General features: G+C 64.1%; 20 protein-coding genes and 1 tRNA gene. 7 read left to right on the top strand and 14 right to left on the bottom strand.

All coding sequences use genetic code 11. The annotated features are described in order from the left end of the window. Nucleotides 1-45: 45 nt before the first annotated feature. The 7 genes from ACXU4B_RS04545 to speC form a co-directional block, all read right to left on the bottom strand. Nucleotides 46-408: a hypothetical protein gene (locus tag ACXU4B_RS04545; RefSeq protein ID WP_165583144.1), complete on the bottom strand. Its 363-nt coding sequence runs from the start codon at nt 406-408 to the stop codon at nt 46-48. A 39-nt stretch (nt 409-447) separates the two neighbouring features. Then, nucleotides 448-1,573, bottom strand: a protein-coding gene (prfB, locus tag ACXU4B_RS04550) for a peptide chain release factor 2 (protein WP_131408163.1) whose coding sequence is annotated in 2 segments (ribosomal slippage) — nt 448-1,497 and nt 1,499-1,573 — 1,125 coding nt in all. Because the reading frame shifts where the segments join, the coding sequence is not laid out codon by codon here. 604 nt (nt 1,574-2,177) lie between these two features. Continuing rightward, the gene (gene asnB / locus ACXU4B_RS04555; RefSeq protein WP_131408165.1) at nt 2,178-3,851 is read right to left on the bottom strand and encodes an asparagine synthase B; all 1,674 of its coding nucleotides are present in this window, start codon (nt 3,849-3,851) and stop codon (nt 2,178-2,180) included. A 95-nt stretch (nt 3,852-3,946) separates the two neighbouring features. Continuing rightward, a complete protein-coding gene (locus ACXU4B_RS04560; protein WP_131408167.1) occupies nt 3,947-4,135 on the bottom strand; it encodes a hypothetical protein in 189 nt (62 codons plus the stop codon). Continuing rightward, on the bottom strand, nt 4,132-4,524 hold the full coding sequence (locus ACXU4B_RS04565) for a SpoIIAA family protein (RefSeq protein WP_131408169.1): 393 nt from the start codon (nt 4,522-4,524) through the stop codon (nt 4,132-4,134). Before ACXU4B_RS04565 ends, ACXU4B_RS04560 begins: the two co-directional genes overlap by 4 nt. 110 nt (nt 4,525-4,634) lie before the next feature. Beyond that, entirely contained in the window at nt 4,635-4,850 is a 216-nt protein-coding gene (locus tag ACXU4B_RS04570; protein ID WP_131408171.1) for a hypothetical protein, read from the bottom strand. 256 nt (nt 4,851-5,106) lie between these two features. Continuing rightward, on the bottom strand, nt 5,107-7,356 hold the full coding sequence (gene speC / locus ACXU4B_RS04575) for an ornithine decarboxylase (RefSeq protein WP_131408173.1): 2,250 nt from the start codon (nt 7,354-7,356) through the stop codon (nt 5,107-5,109). A 760-nt stretch (nt 7,357-8,116) separates the two neighbouring features. Between speC and potE the strand changes: the two genes are divergently transcribed. From potE to ACXU4B_RS04605, 6 genes are all read left to right on the top strand, one after another. Continuing rightward, entirely contained in the window at nt 8,117-9,427 is a 1,311-nt protein-coding gene (potE, locus tag ACXU4B_RS04580) for a putrescine-ornithine antiporter (RefSeq protein WP_276322569.1), read from the top strand. Between the two features lie 45 nt (nt 9,428-9,472). Then, nucleotides 9,473-10,405, top strand: coding sequence for an amino acid ABC transporter substrate-binding protein (locus ACXU4B_RS04585; protein ID WP_458910843.1), 933 nt, complete (start codon nt 9,473-9,475; stop codon nt 10,403-10,405). 199 nt (nt 10,406-10,604) lie between these two features. Further along, a complete protein-coding gene (locus ACXU4B_RS04590; RefSeq protein ID WP_131408179.1) occupies nt 10,605-10,946 on the top strand; it encodes an ArsR/SmtB family transcription factor in 342 nt (113 codons plus the stop codon). Beyond that, a complete protein-coding gene (locus tag ACXU4B_RS04595; protein ID WP_240734016.1) occupies nt 10,943-11,407 on the top strand; it encodes an arsenate reductase ArsC in 465 nt (154 codons plus the stop codon). Before ACXU4B_RS04590 ends, ACXU4B_RS04595 begins: the two co-directional genes overlap by 4 nt. After that, nucleotides 11,407-12,111 carry an aquaporin gene (locus tag ACXU4B_RS04600; protein WP_131408181.1) on the top strand — a complete coding sequence of 235 codons (705 nt, stop codon included), beginning with the start codon at nt 11,407-11,409 and terminating at the stop codon, nt 12,109-12,111. The genes ACXU4B_RS04595 and ACXU4B_RS04600 overlap by 1 nt, the downstream gene beginning before the upstream one ends. A 538-nt stretch (nt 12,112-12,649) precedes the next feature. After that, nucleotides 12,650-13,429 (top strand): hypothetical protein, encoded by a 780-nt coding sequence (locus ACXU4B_RS04605; RefSeq protein ID WP_131408183.1) that lies wholly within the window; start codon nt 12,650-12,652, stop codon nt 13,427-13,429. A gap of 298 nt (nt 13,430-13,727) precedes the next feature. Here the strand turns inward: ACXU4B_RS04605 and ACXU4B_RS04610 are convergent. The 3 genes from ACXU4B_RS04610 to tpiA all read right to left on the bottom strand — a co-directional run bounded on the left by ACXU4B_RS04610 (nt 13,728) and on the right by tpiA (nt 15,045). Continuing rightward, a tRNA-Leu gene (locus ACXU4B_RS04610) sits at nt 13,728-13,812 on the bottom strand. A gap of 12 nt (nt 13,813-13,824) precedes the next feature. Continuing rightward, nucleotides 13,825-14,271 (bottom strand): preprotein translocase subunit SecG, encoded by a 447-nt coding sequence (gene secG, locus ACXU4B_RS04615; protein ID WP_131408185.1) that lies wholly within the window; start codon nt 14,269-14,271, stop codon nt 13,825-13,827. Between the two features lie 24 nt (nt 14,272-14,295). Next, nucleotides 14,296-15,045 carry a triose-phosphate isomerase gene (gene tpiA / locus ACXU4B_RS04620; RefSeq protein ID WP_131408187.1) on the bottom strand — a complete coding sequence of 250 codons (750 nt, stop codon included), beginning with the start codon at nt 15,043-15,045 and terminating at the stop codon, nt 14,296-14,298. A gap of 121 nt (nt 15,046-15,166) precedes the next feature. Between tpiA and ACXU4B_RS04625 the strand changes: the two genes are divergently transcribed. Then, the gene (locus ACXU4B_RS04625) at nt 15,167-15,982 is read left to right on the top strand and encodes an SDR family NAD(P)-dependent oxidoreductase (RefSeq protein ID WP_131408189.1); all 816 of its coding nucleotides are present in this window, start codon (nt 15,167-15,169) and stop codon (nt 15,980-15,982) included. An 84-nt stretch (nt 15,983-16,066) separates the two neighbouring features. On the opposite strand, the gene ACXU4B_RS04630 is transcribed toward ACXU4B_RS04625, so the two are convergent. The 4 genes from ACXU4B_RS04630 to orn all read right to left on the bottom strand — a co-directional run bounded on the left by ACXU4B_RS04630 (nt 16,067) and on the right by orn (nt 20,040). Then, complete coding sequence (locus tag ACXU4B_RS04630; RefSeq protein ID WP_131408191.1) at nt 16,067-17,002, bottom strand: isopenicillin N synthase family dioxygenase; 936 nt, start codon at nt 17,000-17,002, stop codon at nt 16,067-16,069. 107 nt (nt 17,003-17,109) lie between these two features. Then, nucleotides 17,110-18,462 carry a phosphoglucosamine mutase gene (gene glmM / locus ACXU4B_RS04635; RefSeq protein ID WP_131408193.1) on the bottom strand — a complete coding sequence of 451 codons (1,353 nt, stop codon included), beginning with the start codon at nt 18,460-18,462 and terminating at the stop codon, nt 17,110-17,112. Nucleotides 18,463-18,523: 61 nt separating this feature from the next. Beyond that, nucleotides 18,524-19,432 (bottom strand): dihydropteroate synthase, encoded by a 909-nt coding sequence (folP, locus tag ACXU4B_RS04640; protein WP_131408195.1) that lies wholly within the window; start codon nt 19,430-19,432, stop codon nt 18,524-18,526. A 47-nt stretch (nt 19,433-19,479) separates the two neighbouring features. Continuing rightward, nucleotides 19,480-20,040: an oligoribonuclease gene (gene orn, locus ACXU4B_RS04645; protein WP_131408197.1), complete on the bottom strand. Its 561-nt coding sequence runs from the start codon at nt 20,038-20,040 to the stop codon at nt 19,480-19,482. Nucleotides 20,041-20,114 lie beyond the last annotated feature (74 nt).

Genomic DNA, 20,114 nt, shown 5'->3' on the forward strand with positions numbered 1-20,114 from the left:
TCACTGTCAAACCAGCGGGACCGTGCTTTCCCGCCACGCTGGCTGTCAATCATCCTTGCCGAACACGTGTTTCACCGCGTGCTTGGTGGCGTCCCAGCCTTCTTTCGCGCCATGCCCGATGCCCTGGCCGGCCTCTTTCGCGCCATGCCCGACGGTCACGGCGGCATCCCGCGTGCCGTGGCCGACCGCCACGCCCATGTCCCTCGCGCCGTGCCCCACGGTCACGGCCGCATCCCGGGTGGCGTGGCCGACGTCGCGGCCAGCGTCACCGACATGCTTGCCGGCAGTGCGTGCATCTTCCTTGATGCCCTGGCTGGCAGAACCATTGTCCTGTGCGGTGGCCACGCCCTGGCATGCCACCAGGGACGCACATGCCAACAGAGTGCGGAAAGTCTTCCTGCGGTTCATGCGGGCAATGCCTCCGTGGGCAGGTTCATGGGCTGGCGATCACGCATCCACGCGCTTGGCGCCGGCATCCAGGCCGGACTTCAGGCTGGCCTCGATGAATTCATCGAGGTCGCCATCGAGCACCTTCTGCGTGTCCGAACGCTCGATGCCGGTGCGCAGGTCCTTGATGCGGCTCTGGTCGAGCACGTAGTTGCGGATCTGGCTGCCCCAGCCGATATCGGACTTGGAGGCTTCCAGCGCATCCTTCTCGGCGTTGCGCTTCTGCAGCTCCAGCTCGTACAGCTTGGCCGCGAGCATCTTCATGGCGCGGTCGCGGTTGGCGTGCTGGCTGCGCTCGGTCTGGCAGGCCACCACCGTGTTGGTCGGGATATGCGTGATGCGCACGGCCGACTCGGTCTTGTTCACGTGCTGGCCACCGGCGCCGGACGAACGGTACACATCGGTGCGCAAGTCGGCCGGATTGATGTCGATGTCGATGTCGTCATCCACTTCCGGCGACACGAACACCGAGGTGAAGCTGGTGTGGCGGCGATTGTCCGAATCGAACGGGCTCTTGCGCACCAGGCGGTGCACGCCGATCTCGGTCTTCAGCCAGCCATAGGCGTAGTCGCCCTCCACGCGGAAGGTGGCGGACTTGATGCCGGCCACTTCGCCGCCGGACACTTCCAGCAGCTCGGTCTTCCAGCCGCGCGACTCGGCCCAGCGCAAGTACATGCGCAGCAGGATTTCGGCCCAGTCCTGCGCCTCGGTGCCGCCGGCGCCGGCCTGGATGTCCACGAAGGCGTTGTTGGCGTCCATCTTGCCGGAGAACATGCGCTGGAATTCCAGCTTGGCCACCTTGGCCTCGAGGCCAGCCAGGTCGGTGACCACGGACTGGATGGTGTCCTCGTCGCCATCGGCCGCCGCCATCTCCAGCAGCTCGCCGGCGTCGGTGAGGCCAGAGGTGAGGCTGTCGATGCCACTGACGATGGTGTCCAGGCGGGCGCGTTCGCGACCCAGCTCCTGCGCGCGCGGCGGATCGTCCCACACCGTGGGGCTTTCCAGTTCGCGGCTTACTTCTTCGAGACGCTCACGCTTGGTGGCGTAGTCAAAGATACCCCCTAAGCGACTCGACGCGGCCCTTGAGGTCCGCAATCTGCGCATGGATCGGATTGGTTTCGATCATGGATGAAAAATCATGGGAAAACGGCCCTCTATCGTAGCAGAGCAAGCCATCCAAAGAACCTCGCCCGACTCCCTCTCCCCTCCGGGGAGAGGGTTGGGGTGAGGGGTGGGTGCTCGCGGGATGGTCGCATTGAGCGAGCTTCCAAAACCTCGCTGGGAAAGTCGACTGAGGCCAGCGTGCTCCCTCACTCCAGCCCCCCCCTCTCCGCAGGCGAGAGGACTGGGGCATTGCCACCTTGTACGGCGGTGAGGGGGGTGGGTGCTTGCGGTGGCGTGGATCGGGCGTGATCGTGTGGCCCTTTTTTTCGCTTTGTTCCCAAGCACTGTGGCCAGCTTGCCGCTTGCGCAGCGGGCGTTTCGACCTCCTGCCGGAGGCCGAGTCACTTTTCTCTTGCTGGCCCAAGAGAAAAGTAACCCAAAGAGAATGGCCTCAAGAGCTCGCGGCAAAGGGTTGGATACAGGCCGGAACGCTCTTCGGAGCTCGACGCGGGACACCTCCGCCTCTGCGTCGCCGCTTCTCTGCAACGCGCCTCAGCGTAGAGGACTTAAAGCCGAGCGCCGCGCGCTTTTGCTCCCTCTCCCCGCCGGGGAAGGGAAGCCCAAAGCTAGGCCAGCGCCTGCTGGTGAACCCCCTTCACGGCCCGCCCCGAAGGATCAGCCGCCCCGGCGAAGCTGGGATCCCATGCCAGCGCCGCCGGCGACGAACAGGCGATCGACTTGCCGCCCGGCACCGTCGCCGCACACGCCTCGCCCGGATAGAAGCGCTCGAAGATGCGCCGGTACAGGTAGGCTTCCTTGGTGGCCGGCGTGTTGTGCGGAAAGCGCGTGGCCGCGGCGGCGAACTCGCGATCGCTCACCGCCTGTTCCGCATGCGCCTTGAGCCCGTCGATCCAGCCGTAACCGACGCCATCGCTGAACTGCTCCTTCTGCCGCCACAGGATTTCGTCCGGCAGCGCGCCCTGGAAGGCCTCGCGCAACACCGCCTTCTCCATCCTGCCCGGCCCCGCCATCTTGTACCGAGCATCCATGCCCATGGCGACATCGAGGAAGGCCAGATCGAGGAAGGGCACGCGCGCCTCGACACCCCAGGCCATCATCGACTTGTTCGCGCGCAGGCAGTCGTAACTGTGCAGCGCGTCGAGCTTGCGCACGGTTTCCTCGTGGAAGGCTTCCGCCGACGGCGCCTTGTGGAAGTACAGGTAGCCCCCGAAGATCTCGTCCGAGCCTTCGCCCGAAAGCACCATCTTCACCCCCATCGCCTTGATGCGCCGCGCCAGCAGGTACATCGGCGTGGAGGCACGAATGGTGGTGACGTCGTAGGTTTCGATATGGCGGATCACTTCCGGCAGGGCGTCCAGCCCCTCCCAGAAGGTGTAAACGAAGCCGTGGTGCACCGTGCCGAGCCCGTCGGCAGCGATCTGTGCGGCGGCCAGGTCGGGCGAGCCTTCGAGCCCGATCGCGAAGGAATGCAGGCGCGGCCACCACGCTTCCGCGCGGTCGTCCTCTTCCACGCGATGCCGTGCGAATCGCGCGGCGCAGGCGGCCACCAGCGACGAATCGAGGCCACCGGAAAGCAGCACACCGTAGGGCACGTCCGTCATCAGCTGACGATGGACCGCCTGTTCGAACGCATCGCGCAACGCGCCCGGCGACACCTCCTGCCCCTGGGTCTGCGCGTAGTCGCGCCAGGGCTTGTGGTAATACCGGCGGCATTGGCCATCGATGCTGTCGTAGACATGGCCCGGGGGAAACGGCGCCACGTCCGCGCACACGCCCACCAGCGCCTTCATCTCCGAAGCCACGCACAGCCGCCCCTGCGCGTCGTGCCCCCAGTACAACGGACACACGCCCAGCGGATCGCGCGCGATCACGTAACGCGATGCTTCGCTGTCCCACAGCGCGAAGGCGAAAATGCCGTTGAGCCTGGTCACCCATTCGGCCGGCACGGGGTGCACGCGATACAGCGCATTGATCACCTCGCAGTCGGAACCGGTGGTGAAGTCGTAATCACTGGCGGCGCGCAAATCGCGATGGTTGTAGATCTCGCCGTTGACGGCCAGGGCCAGGGCGCCGTCGCGCGAACGCAGAGGCTGCGCGCCGCTGGCGGGATCGACGATGGCCAGGCGCTCGTGCACCAGGATCACGCCAGCATCGACGAACACACCACTCCAGTCGGGGCCACGGTGTCGCTGGCGCTGGGAAAGCTCCAGCGACTGCTGGCGCAACGCCGCCAGGTCATCACCCGGTTGCAGGTCGAACATGCCGAAGATCGAACACATGACACGGATTCCTTGGTTGGGTTTCTGGCGGGGCGAAAAAACAAAAAGGCCCGCGATGTGCGGGCCTTTTTGCGTGAAAGTTTGCGCTGTTCTGCTTACACGCCGGCCCACCCATCGATGCGGGTATTGGTATTGGCGTTGTTATTCAGCACGCGCGCACGGGCATCGGTCATCGCCGACGCGGCGATGGTTTCGATGCAATCAGGAAGGGTGGCAGTGCTGGACATGTGACCGAGTTCAGCACAAGCCGCCGCCACTGACAAGGCCTGCGCAAACAGTTTCATTTGTTCCCTTCTTCGGGCTCGGGCCGCGGCTCGCGGATCCAGTCGATGGCGGTGACCAGTTCGGCATTGCGAAACAGCCTGAGCTGGGCCGGCACGGCAAAACCCATGGCCGTCGCCGCAATGCGCAGCCACGGCACGTCGGTCACCAGTGCAACGCGGTCCCATCCGCTGAAATGCCGGAAACCCAGCATGGCGTCGTCCCACATTGCGCCGGGGTCAAAGCCGGTGAAATCCGGTCCCACGTGGTAGAGCAGCCGCAGCTTGCGGTGGATCGCGAATGCCGCCTCGATATCCGGCACCAGCACCCGCTCATAGTCGGCCGCGGTAACCTGCCCGCTCGCGCGAAAGCCCAGCGTACCCGGCGGCAACCCTTCGATTTGCTCGATCATCGGACGTCTCCCTTGCGATGCCTTTGGTATCGCAAAACCGATGTTACGGCTGCGTCATCGGCAGTGAGACGACCCACCCCGCCACCAGGGTCAGTTCCTGCCGCGTGGCGTCAATCTGCGGCGCGAATGCCCCGCAGCAGCACCTCGGTCTGCACCTGCCCCGCGATCGCGGATTCGTCGAAGGCGTTGCCTTCGAAGCTGTCCTTCAGCGAGGCGAAGCCGTAAACCCAGGCCCGCCAGTGCACGTGGCCACCTCGCGCGTGCACTTCACAGAAAACGTCAAGGGGCTCGCCCTGCTCATCGACCACGCAGAAGTTGAGTTCCATAAGGCACGACCTCGTCGAGCTTCATCGCGCACAGCCCTGCCCGACGGCGCAGGCTACGTGCGCGGTCACTCGGGATGCGAAGGCCTGGGGACCTGGGCGATGTCGTTGCTCGACTCATGTGCCTCAAGGAACGTGCCAGCGATGCAACAAAACCGGTGGCGCCCGGCAGGCATGCCGGGCGCCGTTGGCCGACGGGAAGTGAACAACGGGAAGCGACGGTCCGACGGCACGCTCGCGATGAACCGTCGCAGGCCTGCTACTCGCGAACGACGTAGGTATAAAAGCGAATGCGCCCTTGCTCTTCCACCTGATAGACACCCTGCACTTCGTACGAAAAGCCCGGGAAGCGGTTGCAGCTTTCCTCGAAGGCCGCGAAGTAGTCGATCATCGGCCGGGCCCGGTCATCGTATCGTTCGCCCGGGACGACGATGCCGATCCCCGGCGGATATATCAGCGCCAGCGTCGCGGCGATACGCCCGGAGACCTCGCTCATCGGCACGAAGTCCACCTCGCCGCCCACGAGCGCCTCGTTCGCCTCTCGCGCCGACATCGCCTGCTCGGGGAATGACTCGTAGCGGAAGCAGAGGCGCTGCAGTTCCTTGATGTCCTTCGACACGAAGAATTCGTGCATCTCCCTGGCCAACTGGCGCAGCGAATAATTCCGATAGCGCTGTTCGTGCTTGGCGTAGAGCAAGGGAACCACCGCGGAGAGCGGACTGTCGGCATCGTAGTGGTCCTTGAATCGCTCCAGCGCCGCGACCAGCATCGCCATCTTTCCCTCGCCGACCGCTGGCGTAAGCAGGAAGAGAATGCTGTAGAGGTCATTCTTTTCCGGAATGACATGGATCTCGCGCAGGAAGTTGGCCAGGATCGTTGCCGGCAAGCCGGTTTTCTCATAGCTGCCCGAACTCGTGTCGATGCCCTGGGTAATCAGCATCAGCTTGGTCGGATCGACCATCGCCAGGTCTTCGCCGAGGTTGCGATAGCCGTGCCACTTCTCGCCCGGCGCGAGCTGCCAGAAGGCCTGCTCCCGCGCCAGCACCTCGGTGGGCACATGTTCCCAGCGGGTCTTCTTGCCGTGGTATTCGACCCCATGCGGGACAAAGGGGTCGATGAAGGGAGCAAAGCGCTTGCGTATCGCCTTGCGCGCCTCGATACCCAGTTTTATGGCGTCGTCCCACAGCACCTTGCCGGCCTTGTCGCCATGCATTTGCGCGTTGACGTCGAGACTGGAAAACAGCGGGTAGAACGGCGAGGTCGACGCCTGCAGCATGAACATCTCGTTGAAACGCTTGTGATTGATGCGGAACGGCTGGTCGCGGATATGTTCATCGCGGACATGGATCTGCGATGCCTGCGAGAATCCCGCCAGCTGCTTGTGCGTCGACTGCGTCGCAATCACACCCGGGTCCTTCCCGCCGAGCTTCAGCCCCATGCTGAAATGGTGCTTCATCAGGGGATGGAAGGCGCCGAAGCCCGCCCATGCCTCGTCGAAATGGATGTACTCGCACAGGTGGCCGATCTTCTCCAGCACTTTCTTGGCGTTATAGACCGTGCCGTCATACGTGCACTGCTCGATGATGGCCACGCGGATCGGGCGCTCCTTCTTCCACGCGTCCGTGCCCTTCAGGCGAGGGTGATTCTTCAGCTTTTCGCGGATCGAACTCTCCTCGAACGCCGAGGCGTCGATCGGCCCCACCATGCCAAATCCGTTGCGGTCCGTTTCGAGGTAGATCGGAATGGCGCCCGCGAACAGCAAGGCGCCATGGTGATTGGACTTGTGGTTGTTGCGGTCGAACAGGACCACGTCCTTGCTGCGCAACAAGGCGGTATTCACCACCTTGTTCGACGAAGACGTCCCGTTCAGCACGAAATAGGTCCGGTCCGCATGGAAAACCTTCGCGGCCGCCTGTTGCGCGGCAAGCGCCGGCCCCTCGTGGATCAACAGGTCGCCGAGCGACACCATGGCGTTGCAGATGTCGTCCCGAAAGACGTTCTCGCCCATGTGGTCGTAGAAGAGCCTGCCCACCGGGTGCCGCATGAACATCTGGCCGCCCTGGTGGCCGGGACAGGCCCACGTGCGATTGGCGTCGAAATCGTATTGCATCAACGCGCCGAAGAAAGGCGTCCGGAGGCTGCGCGCGTAGTTCTCCACCGCGGCCAGCAATCGCTTTTCGTAGAACTCCCTTGTTTCGAGCTCTGCGATCACGACGCCGTCGAGCGATTTCAGGAAAGGCTCGGCCAGCGTCTCCTCGTCGCGACTGCTGATCATGAAGATGGGCATGCGCAGGCCGCGCTCGTCACGGGCGGCGATCGCCGCGGGCGCGAGCTCGCGGGAAACGATGATGGCGCCAAGGTCGGCGCCGGTGCGGATCGCCTTGGCTATCAGTTCCGCGCCGATGGACTCCACCTCGAAGTGCAGTTCCTCTTCAACGACGCGCTCAACGACACCCGTGGGCTCGCCGATGACCAGGATACGAAAATAGCGCTGGACAGGAATGCTCATGACTGGCCTTGTCCTCTCTGAATGGGATGGATTGCCGTGGATCGCGCGTCGCTCGTTCCGCGTGGAGGCCGTCCGGTCTGCTCCTGATGCAAGAGTCCGGGCTGGATGACCGATGCAGCCGCATGCATTCGCCGCCCCTCAGCCGTGAATGCCCCAGGGTGGCTGGATGCCCCGCGCGGCCCACCATCGGTGACGCACGAGCCGCGTTCGAAGGCACTACGACCTGGACCGCGTTATCGAACTTCCTGCGTTAATTTTCCTTCAATGCCGACTGAAGCCTGGCTCACGGATCGCCATCGACTACGCGTGCAAGTGGCGCCGTGTTCACGGCGTGACCGGGAATGGATCGCCACGCTGATGGATGACTTCAGCGCGTGCACGCACGCACGTCCAACGGCGACGCATGTGTTGCGCCATCGCCCGCCGTGATCCGCGACTTCGCGAACAGCAGAACAACCGATACGTCCTAGGTATTTTTACTGACGTTGCGCTTGGTACTTACTTTGTTTCGCACAAAATCGCGGCGCCGTTTCATTGCGGAAATATGGCACTCGTGTTGCCACACCAGAAGGGCTGGCTGTTTCACGGACGCTTCATTGCTTCCGTCCCAAGCTTCGCGAGAAAGAGGGGCAAGCGTCCACGGGGTGGACAAAGTTTTTCGCTGTTGGTCGATGGGTGGCTGGCCGCCTTCGTGCGGCTCGCGCCAGGCTCTCCGAACCTTTGATTGGAGGCACTGATGAACGGCACGACGACTAAGAAAATGAGCATGATGCAGTTGACCGTGCTGGTGGCGGTCAACATGATGGGGTCCGGCATCATCATGCTGCCAGCGAACATGGCGCAGGTCGGTGCGATATCGCTGCTTTCATGGATCGTCACCGCGCTCGGATCGATGGCGATTGCCTACGGTTTTGCCCAGGCGGGACTGCTCAACCAGCGCGCCGGTGGCATGGCGGCCTACGCCGAGGATGCCTACGGCAAGGGCGGCTACTTCCTGACCTTCTTCCTTTATTTCCTGTCACTGGCGATCGGCAACGTCGCCATCGCCATTTCGGCGGTGGGCTATCTCGCGGCCTTCTTCCCATGGCTGTCCTCGTCGCCGATCGCGACGTGCATCGGTGTGATCGGGCTGATCTGGCTTACCACCGTCGCCAATTTCGGCGGCCCGCGCGTCACCGGTCGCATTGGCGCCATCACCGTATGGGGCGTGATCATTCCGGTAGCCGGCCTCTCCATCATCGGCTGGTTCTGGTTCAAGGGGTCCACGTTCTCCGCTGCGTGGAATCCGCAGGGCCTGAGCCTGATGAAAGGCGTCGATTCCAGCATCGCGCTGACGCTGTGGGCGTTCCTCGGCATGGAGTCTGCCGCGCAGAACTCCGACGCGGTCGAAAATCCCAAGCGCGACGTGCCGATGGCCTGCATGCTCGGCACGCTCGGCGCGGCCGCGGTCTACGTGCTTTCCACGACCGTCATCCAGGGCATCGTGCCCAACAAGGCGCTGGCCGAATCGACGGGCCCGTTTGCCGATGCCTACGCGCAGATATTCAACCCAGCCGTGGGTTCGGTGATTCGCGCGCTGGCGATCCTCGCCTGCCTGGGCTCCCTGCTGGGATGGCAGTTCACCATCGCCCAGACGGCCAAGACCGCCGCCGATGACCGGCTGTTCCCGAAGTTCTTCTCCAAGATCAACAAAATGACGGCGCCGGTGCTCGGCATGATCATCATGGGCGTGGTGCAGACCCTGCTGGCGTTCTCCACCGCGTCGCCGAGCCTGAGCAAGCAATTCTCGGTGCTGGTCAACCTGGCCGTGGTGACCAACGTGATTCCGTACATCATCTCGCTGTCTGCGCTGATGATCATGATGCGAAAGGCCGGGGTGGTCGAACACACCTACAAGATCAACACATTCGTGGCGACCGTGGCGATGCTCTACGGCACGTACGCCATCTACGCATCCGGCATGGAAGCTGTACTGGGCGGTACCATCGTCCTGGCACTCACCTTCCTGATCTACGGTTTCCTGGCTCCGCGGTTCCCATCGCCGGTAACCATTGAGCCGGCACGCGGATAGATCGGTTGGTGACGCCTTGGCCTCAGGAGAGAAAACATGTCACGCATGAATCGTGTTGCAGCGCGCGACCACCTGCTTCGCTGGGTGCTGATGGTGTTGCTACTTGCACCGATGCACCTGGCGCTGGCGCAGGGCCAGGGCGCGAGTACGCTCGACCGCATACGCGCGAGCGGCAAGATCACCATGGGCTTTTACAACGAAGCGCAGCCGTTCACCTACCAGGGCTCGTCGGGAACGCCAGACGGCTACGCGATTGCCCTGTGTCGCGCGGTGGCCACGGCGGTCCAGGATGAGCTGAAGCTCCCGAACCTCGCCACGCAGTTCGTGGCCGTCGACACCGAAAATCGCTTCAGCTCGGTCAAGGAAGGGCGTGTCGACCTGCTGTGCGGGCCGTCCGCGCCGACGATCTCCGGTCGGTCGCAGGTCGGCTTCTCCATTCCCATTCTTGGCAGTGGCACCGGCGTCATGGTGCGGAAGGATGCCCCGGCGGCGTTCCGCGAATTGCTGGAAACCGGCCAGGCGGAGGGACGTCCGATCTGGCGTGGTTCGCCCATGTTGGCCGCCCTGCAACAGCGTACCTTCGCGGTGATCTCCGGCTCGCTGCAGGAACGCCTGCTCAAGGAGCGGCGTGAAGAGCTCAACGTCAACAGCGTCATTGCGACGGTGCCCGACCTGGCGACGGGACTCAAGCAGCTTCAGGACGGCAAGGCCGACGCGTTCGTGGCCGAACGCAATGTGCTGCTGAACCTGGCGAAGCGGGATACGTCGGGCGAGCTCGTCGTGCTCAATCGCGTGTTCGACTATGAGCCGCTGGCATTTGCCGTGAGCCGCGACGATGCGGATTTCCGCCTGCTGGTGGACCGGACCCTGAGCCAGCTGTATCGCTCCGGCAAGGTCAACGGCATTTACGAGCAGTACCTGGGCAAGCCGGACAAGGCCACCCAGGACTGGTTCCGCCGGACCGCCCTGCCCGAGTGAGCTGACCGGCGGGCTGCGTTCCCTCGTCATCCCGGGCAGGCTGCTGAGGACTTCTGCAGCGGCTTGCCCGCCCGGCGCCCGGCCAGGCGCGCACCTGGACCATCCATGTTCCCGCGCCCATGACGCACGGGCACGTCCCTGCGCGCGTACGCCCCCATGGCCGCTTGAAATACTTCCATTATTTTGGAAGTATAGAATCATGAAAACCAAGGCCGCCCTCGATGCCCTGAGCGCCCTCAGCCACGAATCCCGGCTGGCCGCGTTTCGCCGGCTGGTGCAGGCGGGTCCCGAGGGGATGTCGGTCGGCGAACTGCGCGAGCACCTGGACCTCCCCCCAGCCACCCTCACCGCGCACCTCAACATTCTCCGTGCCGCCGCACTGGTCCACGACCAGCGCGAAGGCCGGATGATCCGCGTCCGTGCGAACTATCTGCAGATGAACGCCCTGCTGGCCTACCTCACCGAGAACTGCTGCGAAGGCAAGGCCAGCTGCGATCCGGTGACCGTTTGCACACCGCGAAAATCAGGAACCTCCCGATGAATCGCCTGCACGGGGTTCTGCCTTCGCTCGTCATTGCGCAAGCCCGCCCCACCAACTTCAACCTACCAGTGACCACCATGAAGCGCGTTCTATTCGTCTGCATCGAGAACTCCAACCGCAGCCAGATGGCTGAGGCATTTGCGCATATCCACGGCGGCGACCAGGTGGAGGCGCTCAGTGCCGGCTCCCGCCCGTCGGGGCAGATCAACCCGAAAGCGATCCGCTTCATGTCCGAACTGGGCTACGACCTGACCACCCATGATTCGAAGTCGCTCGACGAAATCGACGGGGAGTTCGACGCCGTCATCACCATGGGCTGCGGCGACAACTGTCCGTGGGTGCCGGCCAGGCGCCGCGAAGACTGGGGGCTGCCGGATCCCAAGCACATGGATGACGATGGATATCGTTCCGTGCGCGACGAAATCTCCGCACGCGTGAAGGCGCTGTTGGGGGAGCTGTGATGTCGCTGTCGCGCAAGCTTCTGGCCGAGTTCCTCGGCACCATGCTCCTGCTTGCCACCGTAGTTGGCTCGGGGATCATGGGTGTCGCGCTTTCCCGCGGCAATGACGGCATCGCCCTGCTGGCCAACGCGGGTGCAACGGCTGGTGCCCTGTATGTGCTGATCGTGCTGTTCGGTCCGATCTCGGGCGCGCATTTCAATCCGGCCGTGACGCTCGCGATGCGGCTGCGCGGCGAACTTGGCAATCGCGAGACCGTGGCCTATATCGCCGTGCAGGTCGTGGCGGCGGTGGCCGGCGTGCTCCTGGCGCATGCCATGTTCGACTTGCCACTGCTCCAGCCGGGCACGCATGCGCGCACAGGCCCTTCGCAGTGGCTGAGCGAAGCGGTTGCCACGTTCGGCTTGCTGCTCACCATCCTGCTCGGCGCCAGGCATCGCCCGGCTGCGATTCCCGTGCTGGTGGCGAGCTACATCTTCGCGGCTTACTGGTTCACCGCCAGCACCTCGTTCGCCAATCCGGCGGTGACCATCGCCCGCTCGCTGACCCAGACCTTTGCCGGCATCCGGCCCATGGATGTTGCCGGCTTCGTGGCGGCACAACTCCTCGGCGCGCTGGTGGCATGCACGGTAGCGAACGTGTTGATCCCGACAGAAAGACGGGCCGAGGATGTCGCGATCGAAGCCGGTCGAGCTTTGCCAAAATGACGACAGCGGTCAGGGGAATCGCGCTGCGGTAAACAGCCCTTCTCGTCTGTCCCGATCAAAAACACGTGCACAAAAAAACCGCCTTTCGGCGGTTTTCTTGTCTCTTCGAGTGACAGCGTACAGATCGTGCCGTCATCTCTGATTGGTGCCCAGAGGCTGGGCAACCGGAAACGAGGCGGCGTAAACCTTGAGGCCGCATCACGTGCAATCCACGTGCTCACCTGATGCACCCAAGTGCACTACGCCATTCGGGTCGCACTAGGGACCAGAACGGAAGATTGATGACTTCCGTAGAAGCCGCCTGCCCGAAGTGACCAGAGACAGGATGCGGCGCCAAGAGCGGACAAGCCATGAGCCAACTGCTGCGTCTGGTTGTGCATCAGGTTGTTAGCCAGCCACAGCACCGATAAGCTTTCAGTGAGTCAAGGGGTTGCGTGGCAATTTCACAGCGTAACAGGGGTCGTATAACCGGACCATGGGGTCCGTGTATTCAGTAGTTAGGCCTCAACCAACCTTCAACAGCATCACCGGCGAACCAATGAGCTACATCATCGCGTACGTTAAATTTTCAGGAACGGCGCTTGACTACCCAGTCGAGTGCTATCGAACAGACCTGAAGGTTGACGAAAACGTTCTGGTGCGTCTTGCTGACGGAGGACTCAAACAAGCGGTTGTAACGCGAGTCATCTTCCTAAATTGGGATTGCAAAAGCAGAATTGAGTGCAAGGAGTCGGAAGCTACTAGCGACAGCGAAGGCAATTTGCTGCCACCACGTGGCTCGCCGGTGACTAAAGGCCTAGCCACCCCCAAAGCGGCAGGTGAGGCACTCAGGAAGCAAGGCTGGATTCCTATCGCACCTTTCAGCTACTACAACCTTGTATTTACGCGATCGAACGATAGCCAGACAGCGAATATCCTTTTTCGGAAAAACGGAGTGGACTTCCAGATTCTCTCGTCGATACCTGAGGTTGAGCCCAAGCCCTTCAGCCCGTTCTTACACGAGCTAACAGATGGACGCATAGTTCGTCACTATCTTTCGCAGACTACTTTTAATCTCTACGAGGGGGTTCTTCGATTTTCTGAGAGCTTCCATCGAAACGAGAACGAATACGAAAGGTTCTTTAAGCCAGTTGGCTCCAAAGAAAAGAGAACGGCGGATCTTGCCGCAAGGCTTCCCCCTGACCGGAATCGCGATTCAACCAGGAACGGATTGTCGGACATCTATGACGCATGCTCCGGCGCATCGGAGGGCGACGCTTATATGGGAGATGAAATGTGGATTAGCTCAGGCGGACGAGTCTACGATGGCGAACGCTAGGCACAATGAGGTCTAACATAGCGGTAGAACACCGCGGTGTCGGTGCGCAAACCGGTGTGCAATTCGTGTGCACGGTTGCAACGAACCGCAACAAGTGGCAACCCCTCCCACTACTCCAATATTCACCAGGCGGGTCCTGATGCGAAATGGGGCCAGAGTCCTGTTCCAGTGATCGACACCATCTGCTGACACGCGCGGCACTAGTCCCAGGAAAAATCCGCGCACACAAAAAACCGCCTTTCGGCGGTTTTGTCGTTCTTTGAAGTGACAGCATACAAACGCTGCCGTCATTTCTGATTGGTGCCCAAGGGGGGACTCGAACCCCCACGCCTTACGGCGCTACCACCTCAAGGTAGTGCGTCTACCAATTCCGCCACCTGGGCAGGTGTTGTTGCTTAGTTTTTCTTCGCCGGTTCCGTCGCGGCCGGTACATCGCCTGCGGACTTCGCCGGGGCGGTGGCTGCCGGGACATCGCCTGCCGCGGGCTTGGTGGCCTGCGGGATCTCCGGGTTGGCCGGAGCGGCGGGCTGCGCATTTTGCGTTGCGGCCGGCTTGTTGGCAAGACCGGACATCACGCCGAGATCGCTACCGCTCGAAGCCTGCGGTGCACCGTGGTGACCGAGGTAAATGCCCATGCCGAGGCTGAGGGCAAAAAACAGTGCGGCGAGCACGGCCGTCGAACGGGTCAGGAAGCTGGCCGAGCCACGCGCACCGAACACGGTGGCGGAAGCACCGCCGCCGAAGCCGGAACCCGCGTCAGCGCCAGCACCGCGCTGCATGAGGATCAGCACGATCATCGCCGCGGCGATCAGAATGTAGAAGACGCTGAAGATGACGAACATGGTTCTCTAAAGAGTCCGTTGCGCTTAGTGCGCCGCAGCGCAGATTCCCAGGAAATCGGCTGCCGCCAGCGAGGCGCCCCCGATCAGACCTCCGTCCACGTCCGACTGCGCGAACAAGTCCGCCGCATTCGCCGCTTTGACGCTGCCGCCGTAAAGCAGCCGGGTCAGACGGGCAATCATAGCATCTTCTTTTTCCAGTTGGCTACGGATGAACGCGTGGACCTGCTGCGCCTGCTCGGGCGTGGCGGTGTGGCCGGTGCCGATGGCCCATACCGGTTCGTACGCGATCACGGCCGTATCGAAGCTGGCAATGCCGTTGAGCTCGATCACCGCCTTGAGCTGCCGCGCCACCACGGCGTCGGTCAGGCCTGCGTTGCGCTCTTCCAGCGTTTCACCCACGCAGAGAATCGGGGTCAGGCCGCCGGCGCGGGCGGCGGCGAACTTGCGTGCCACCAGGGCCGAGGTTTCGCCGTGGTAGTGGCGGCGCTCCGAATGGCCGACCAGCACCCATTGCGCACCGGCGTCGGCGAGCATCGCGGCCGACACTTCGCCCGTATAGGCACCCTGCCCGTCATGCTCGCTGACGTCCTGTGCGCCAAAACCCAGGCCCGAACCGGCATGCTGGCCCGCCAGTTCACCGAGGTAGGGGAACGGCGGAAACACGGCGACGTCGATCGAAGCCGGCAACGCGGCGATGATGTCGCCGACCAGGGCGGTCGCCATGCTGCGGCTGCCGTGCATCTTCCAGTTGCCGGCGACGAGTTTCTTGCGCATGTCAGTATTCCATTGCGTATAAACCCGAAAGCTTAGCGAGCGACCATGCCACCGGCAATGCAGGGCTGACAAACCCCCGGCGCCAAAGCAAAAATCGACCAAACCACCAAGAGACCACTTCATGCCTCCTGCCCGCCCTCTCACCCTGATCACCGGCGCCTCGGCCGGCATCGGCGCCGCCTTCGCCCGCGACCTGGCCGCCCGCGGCCACGACCTCGTGCTCACCGCCCGCCGCGTCGATCGCCTCGACGCCCTGGCGCAGGAGCTGCGCAGCCGTCACCACGGCGAGGTCACCGTGCTCCCGGCCGACCTGGCCGTCCCCGACGCGGCACGCCGGCTCTGCGAGGCCCTGGCCGAACGCGGGCTGCACATCGACTGGCTGGTCAACAACGCCGGCTACGGCGTGCCCGGCACCTTCGAGGCGAATGACTGGCCGGTGCATGAGTCCTTCTTCCGCGTGCTGATGAGCGCCCCCACCGAACTGGCATGGCGCCTGCTGCCCGGCATGCGCGAGCGCGACTACGGCCGCATCATCAATGTCGCCTCGCTGGCCGGGCACGTGCCGGGTTCGGCGGGGCACACGCTGTATGCAGCGAGCAAGGCGTACCTGATCAAGTTTTCGCAATCGCTGGCGCTTGAGAATCGCCACCTGGGCGTGCACGTGTGCGCGTTGTGCCCCGGCTTCACCTGGTCGGAATTCCACGATGTCACCGGTACGCGCCAGCTGATGAACAAGCTGCCGGGCTTCATGTGGCAGACCGCCGAAGCGGTGGTGCGCGAAGGTCACGACGCCGTCGAGCGGGGCGAGGTGGTGCACGTGACCGGCGGGGTCAACCGCTGCATCAAGGCGCTGGTGAAGCTGCTGCCGGATCGCCTGACGCTGTGGCTGTCGGGGCGGGAGTCGAAGCGCTATCGGGACCTGGGCGAAGTGGCCTGAGTTGCGGGCGGGTTCGGCACGACGCCTGCGCAGCCTCCCATCACGCGCGCGCCCGCTCCTACGGGGAGCGGGCGCGCAGCCTGATCAGATCAGCTTGATTTCGCGCAGGCGCTGCATCAGGTACTCGTGCGAGGTGATGCTGGTGTCGTAGCGGCTCGGGTTGTCGGCCGTGATGGTCTGCGGCAGCGGGTCGAGCAGCACGTCCGGGTTCGGATGCAGGAAGTACGGCACCGAATAGCGCGGCTTGCGCGCGTTCTCGTTCTGCGGGTTCACCACGCGGTGCGAGGTGGACGGATACACGTGGTTGGTGAGGCGCTGCAGCATGTCGCCGATGTTCACCACGATGGCATCCCCCTCGGTGGTGATCGGCAGCCATTGGCCTTCGCGCGTCAGCACTTCCAGCCCCTCGGCGCTGGCACCGACCAGCAGGGTGATGAAGTTGATGTCCTCATGCGCGCCCGCACGCACGTTGGGAATGTTCTCCTCGGTGATCGGCGGGTAATGGATCGGACGCAGGATCGAATTGCCCTGGTCGGTCTTGTCGTCGAAGTAGTGTTCGGGCAGGTCGATATGCAGCGCCAGGGCGCGCAGCACGCGCGAGCCGAGCTGGTCCAGCGCATCGAACAGGCCGTAGCCGTACTGCCGGAAGTCATTCACTTCGGTCGGCCAGATGTTCGGCGGCATCACGTCGGCAAACTTCGAATCGCGCGGGATCTCGCGACCGATGTGCCAGAACTCCTTGAGGTCGGCGTACTTGCTGTCCTTGGCGGTCTCAACCTTGAACGGCGTATAGCCGCGCGCACCGCCGCTGCCGGCGATGTGGTACTTCATCTTGGTTTCGGTGGGCAGCGCGAAGAAGCGCTGGAACGTGTCGTAGGCGCCATCGACCAGTTCACGGGGGATGCCGTGACCGCTGATGCAACAGAAGCCGAATTCGCGATAGGCATGGCCCAGTTCGGCGACGAATGCTGCGCGATCGGTGTCATAACGACGGATGTCGAGAGTCGGAACTTTCTTCATGGCTAGTCCACAGGTAGTGCGTGCGGTCCACTTGTCTGTCCGCCACCGCAGGGGCGGGGCACGTCGGGCCAATCCTTGGCGACCTGGGTCTGGAACTGCTTACAGGCTCACGAGCGTTCAGCGGCGGATTTTACGACATCCGCCAGCCGTGCGGCCATCCGGTTCACTTCGGCCTCGTCGGCCGCCTCCACCGTGACGCGCACCAGCGGCTCGGTGCCGGAGGCCCGCAGCACCACGCGGCCGCGCCCCGACAGCTCGCGCTCGGCCGCCGCCAGCGCCTCGCGCACGGCATCGCTGTGCAGGGCTTCGCGGGCGCCGTCGGCGCGCACGTTGATCATCACCTGCGGCATCTTGGTCAGGCCACGGCGCGCCTCGGCCAGGTCCTTCCCGGCCTGTACCAGCACTTCCAGCACGGCCAGCGCGGACACGATGCCGTCCCCGGTGGTGGCCCGGTCCAGGCACAGGATATGGCCGGACGTCTCGCCGCCAAGGTTGCCGCCACGCTCCTTGAGTTGCTGCAGCACGTAGCGGTCGCCGACGTTGGCGCGAATCAGCGCCACATCCAGCGAACCGAGCGCGAGCTGCAGGCCGTAGTTGCTCATCAGCGTGCCGACCACCGGGCCGCGCAGCACTCCCTGGGCATGCCAGGCGTTGGCCAGCACGTAGAGGATGTCGTCGCCATCGCACAAGCGTCCATGGCGGTCGACCAGCAGCACGCGATCGCCATCGCCATCGAAGGCAATGCCGATGTCGGCGCCCTGCTCCACCACGGCGCGCTGGAGCGCTTCCGGATGGGTGGAGCCCACGCTGCGATTGATATTGAAGCCATCGGGCTTGTCGCCGATGGCGGCCACCTGCGCGCCGAGTTCCGCGAAGACCTTCGGCGCGACCTGGTAGGTGGCGCCGTTGGCGCAGTCGAGCACGATCTTCATGCCATGCAGGCTGAGGTCGTCGGCCACGGTGGACTTGCAGAACTCGGCGTAACGCGTCACCGCATCGCTCACGCGAATGGCCTTGCCGAGCTGCTCGGAGGGCACCGTGGTGAATTCGAGTTCGAGCTCCTGCTCGATCGCCAGCTCGACCTCGTCGGACAGCTTCTCGCCATGGGCGGAGAAGAACTTGATGCCGTTGTCGTGATGCGGGTTATGCGACGCGCTGATGACGATGCCGGCGTCGGCGCGCAGCGAGCGCGTAAGGAAGGCCACGGCCGGCGTCGGCATCGGGCCGAGCAGGCCCACGTCGACACCGGCGGCCACCAGGCCCGCTTCCAGCGCCGACTCGAACATGTAGCCGGAGACGCGCGTGTCCTTGCCGATCAGCACCTTGGGCCGCGACTTGCCGCCGCGCGCCAGCACCACGCCGATGGCCCGGCCCAGCCGCAGCATGAAATCCGCGCTGATGGGCCACTGGCCGACCAGGCCGCGGATGCCGTCTGTTCCGAAGTACTTGCGTTGCGTCATCTCTCAACTCCAGGGGCGCGCGGACAGGATTTGCCGCGCGCCTCAATGCATGGTTCCGATATCACTCGTCGTCCGGCCAGCGCGGCGCGGCGGGCCTGGTGTCGCGACGCACCGGCGTATCGCCTTCCGCCACCGCACGCCACACCGCAAGGGCGTCGACGGTAGCGGCCACATCATGAACGCGTACCATGCGCGCGCCGCGCTGCACGGCGATGAGTGCCGCCGCCACGGAACCGACGGCGCGCTCGGCCGCCACCTCCCTGCCGGTGATGGTGCCGATCATCGACTTGCGCGACAGGCCCACGTAGAGGCCGCTGCCCAGGCTGGCGAAACGCTCCAGCGCGCGCAGCAGCGCCAGGTTGTGCTCCAGCGCCTTGCCGAAGCCGAAGCCAGGATCAACCATCACCTTGCGGCGGTCGATGCCCGCCAGTTCGCAGGCAAACAGGCGATCGGTGAGGAAGCGATGCACGTCGCCCACCACGTCGTCGTAGTGCGGCGCGGCCTGCATGCTGCGCGGCTCGCCCTGCATGTGCATGAGGCACACCGGCACGCCGAGTTCGGCGACCGCGTCCATGGCACCTTCGCGGCGCAAGGCGAACACGTCATTGACCATGCCGGCGCCCGCCGCGACGGCGGCGCGCATCACTTCCGGCTTGGACGTGTCGATGGCGATCGGCGCGCTCGTGCGTGCCGCCAGCTGTTCGATGACCGGCACCACGCGGCGCAGCTCTTCTTCCACCGAGACCTCGTCGGCACCGGGGCGCGTGGACTCGCCGCCGACATCGATCATGTCGGCGCCCTCGTCGAGCATGCGCAGGCCGTGCGCGACGGCCTGTTCCGCGCCGGCATGGCTGCCGCCATCGGAGAACGAATCGGGGGTGACGTTGAGGATGCCCACCACGCGCGGGCGATCGAGTCGCAACGGGCGGCCATGGCAGTCGAGCACGGGAGCCAGCAGATCAAGAGACATGGTCGTTCCCGGAGGTCAGGACAGGTCGGTTGCGGGAAGCCCGCCCCTCAGGAGCCGCCACCCAGCGGGCCCATGAACTGGCGGTAGTAGCGAAGCTCATCGATGGAATCGCGGATGTCCGACAACGCCGTGTGCGCCGATTCCTTGCTGAAGCCCTTGCCGATGGTGGGCGACCAGCGTCGCGCCAGCTCCTTGAGCGTGGACACGTCGAGGTTGCGGTAGTGGAAGAAGCGCTCCAGCCGCGGCATCTCGCGATGCAGGAAACGACGGTCCTGGCAGATCGAGTTGCCGCACATGGGCGACTTGCCCGGCGGGACCCACTCCTTGAGGAAGTCGAGCGTGGCCAGTTCGGCGGCGGCATGGTCGTCGGCCGAGGCCACCACCTGCTCCCACAAGCCGGACTTGCGGTGCTGGTTGCGGTTCCATGCGTCCATGCCTTCCAGCCGCTCCAGCGGATGGCGGATCGCGAACACCGGGCCCTCAGCGAGGATGCGCAGGTCCCTGTCAGTGACGATGGTGGCAATCTCGAGGATGGAGTCGTTATCCGTGTCGAGGCCAGTCATCTCCAGATCGATCCAGATCAGATTGTCGTCGTTCGCTTGGCTCATGAGCCCTCCTGGTCGCGAAGTCTAGCAGGAGGCGGCCTGGCGACGCCCCGATCCCGGGCCCTGGCGGCCGCGAT

Source organism: Dyella soli (assembly GCF_054482295.1).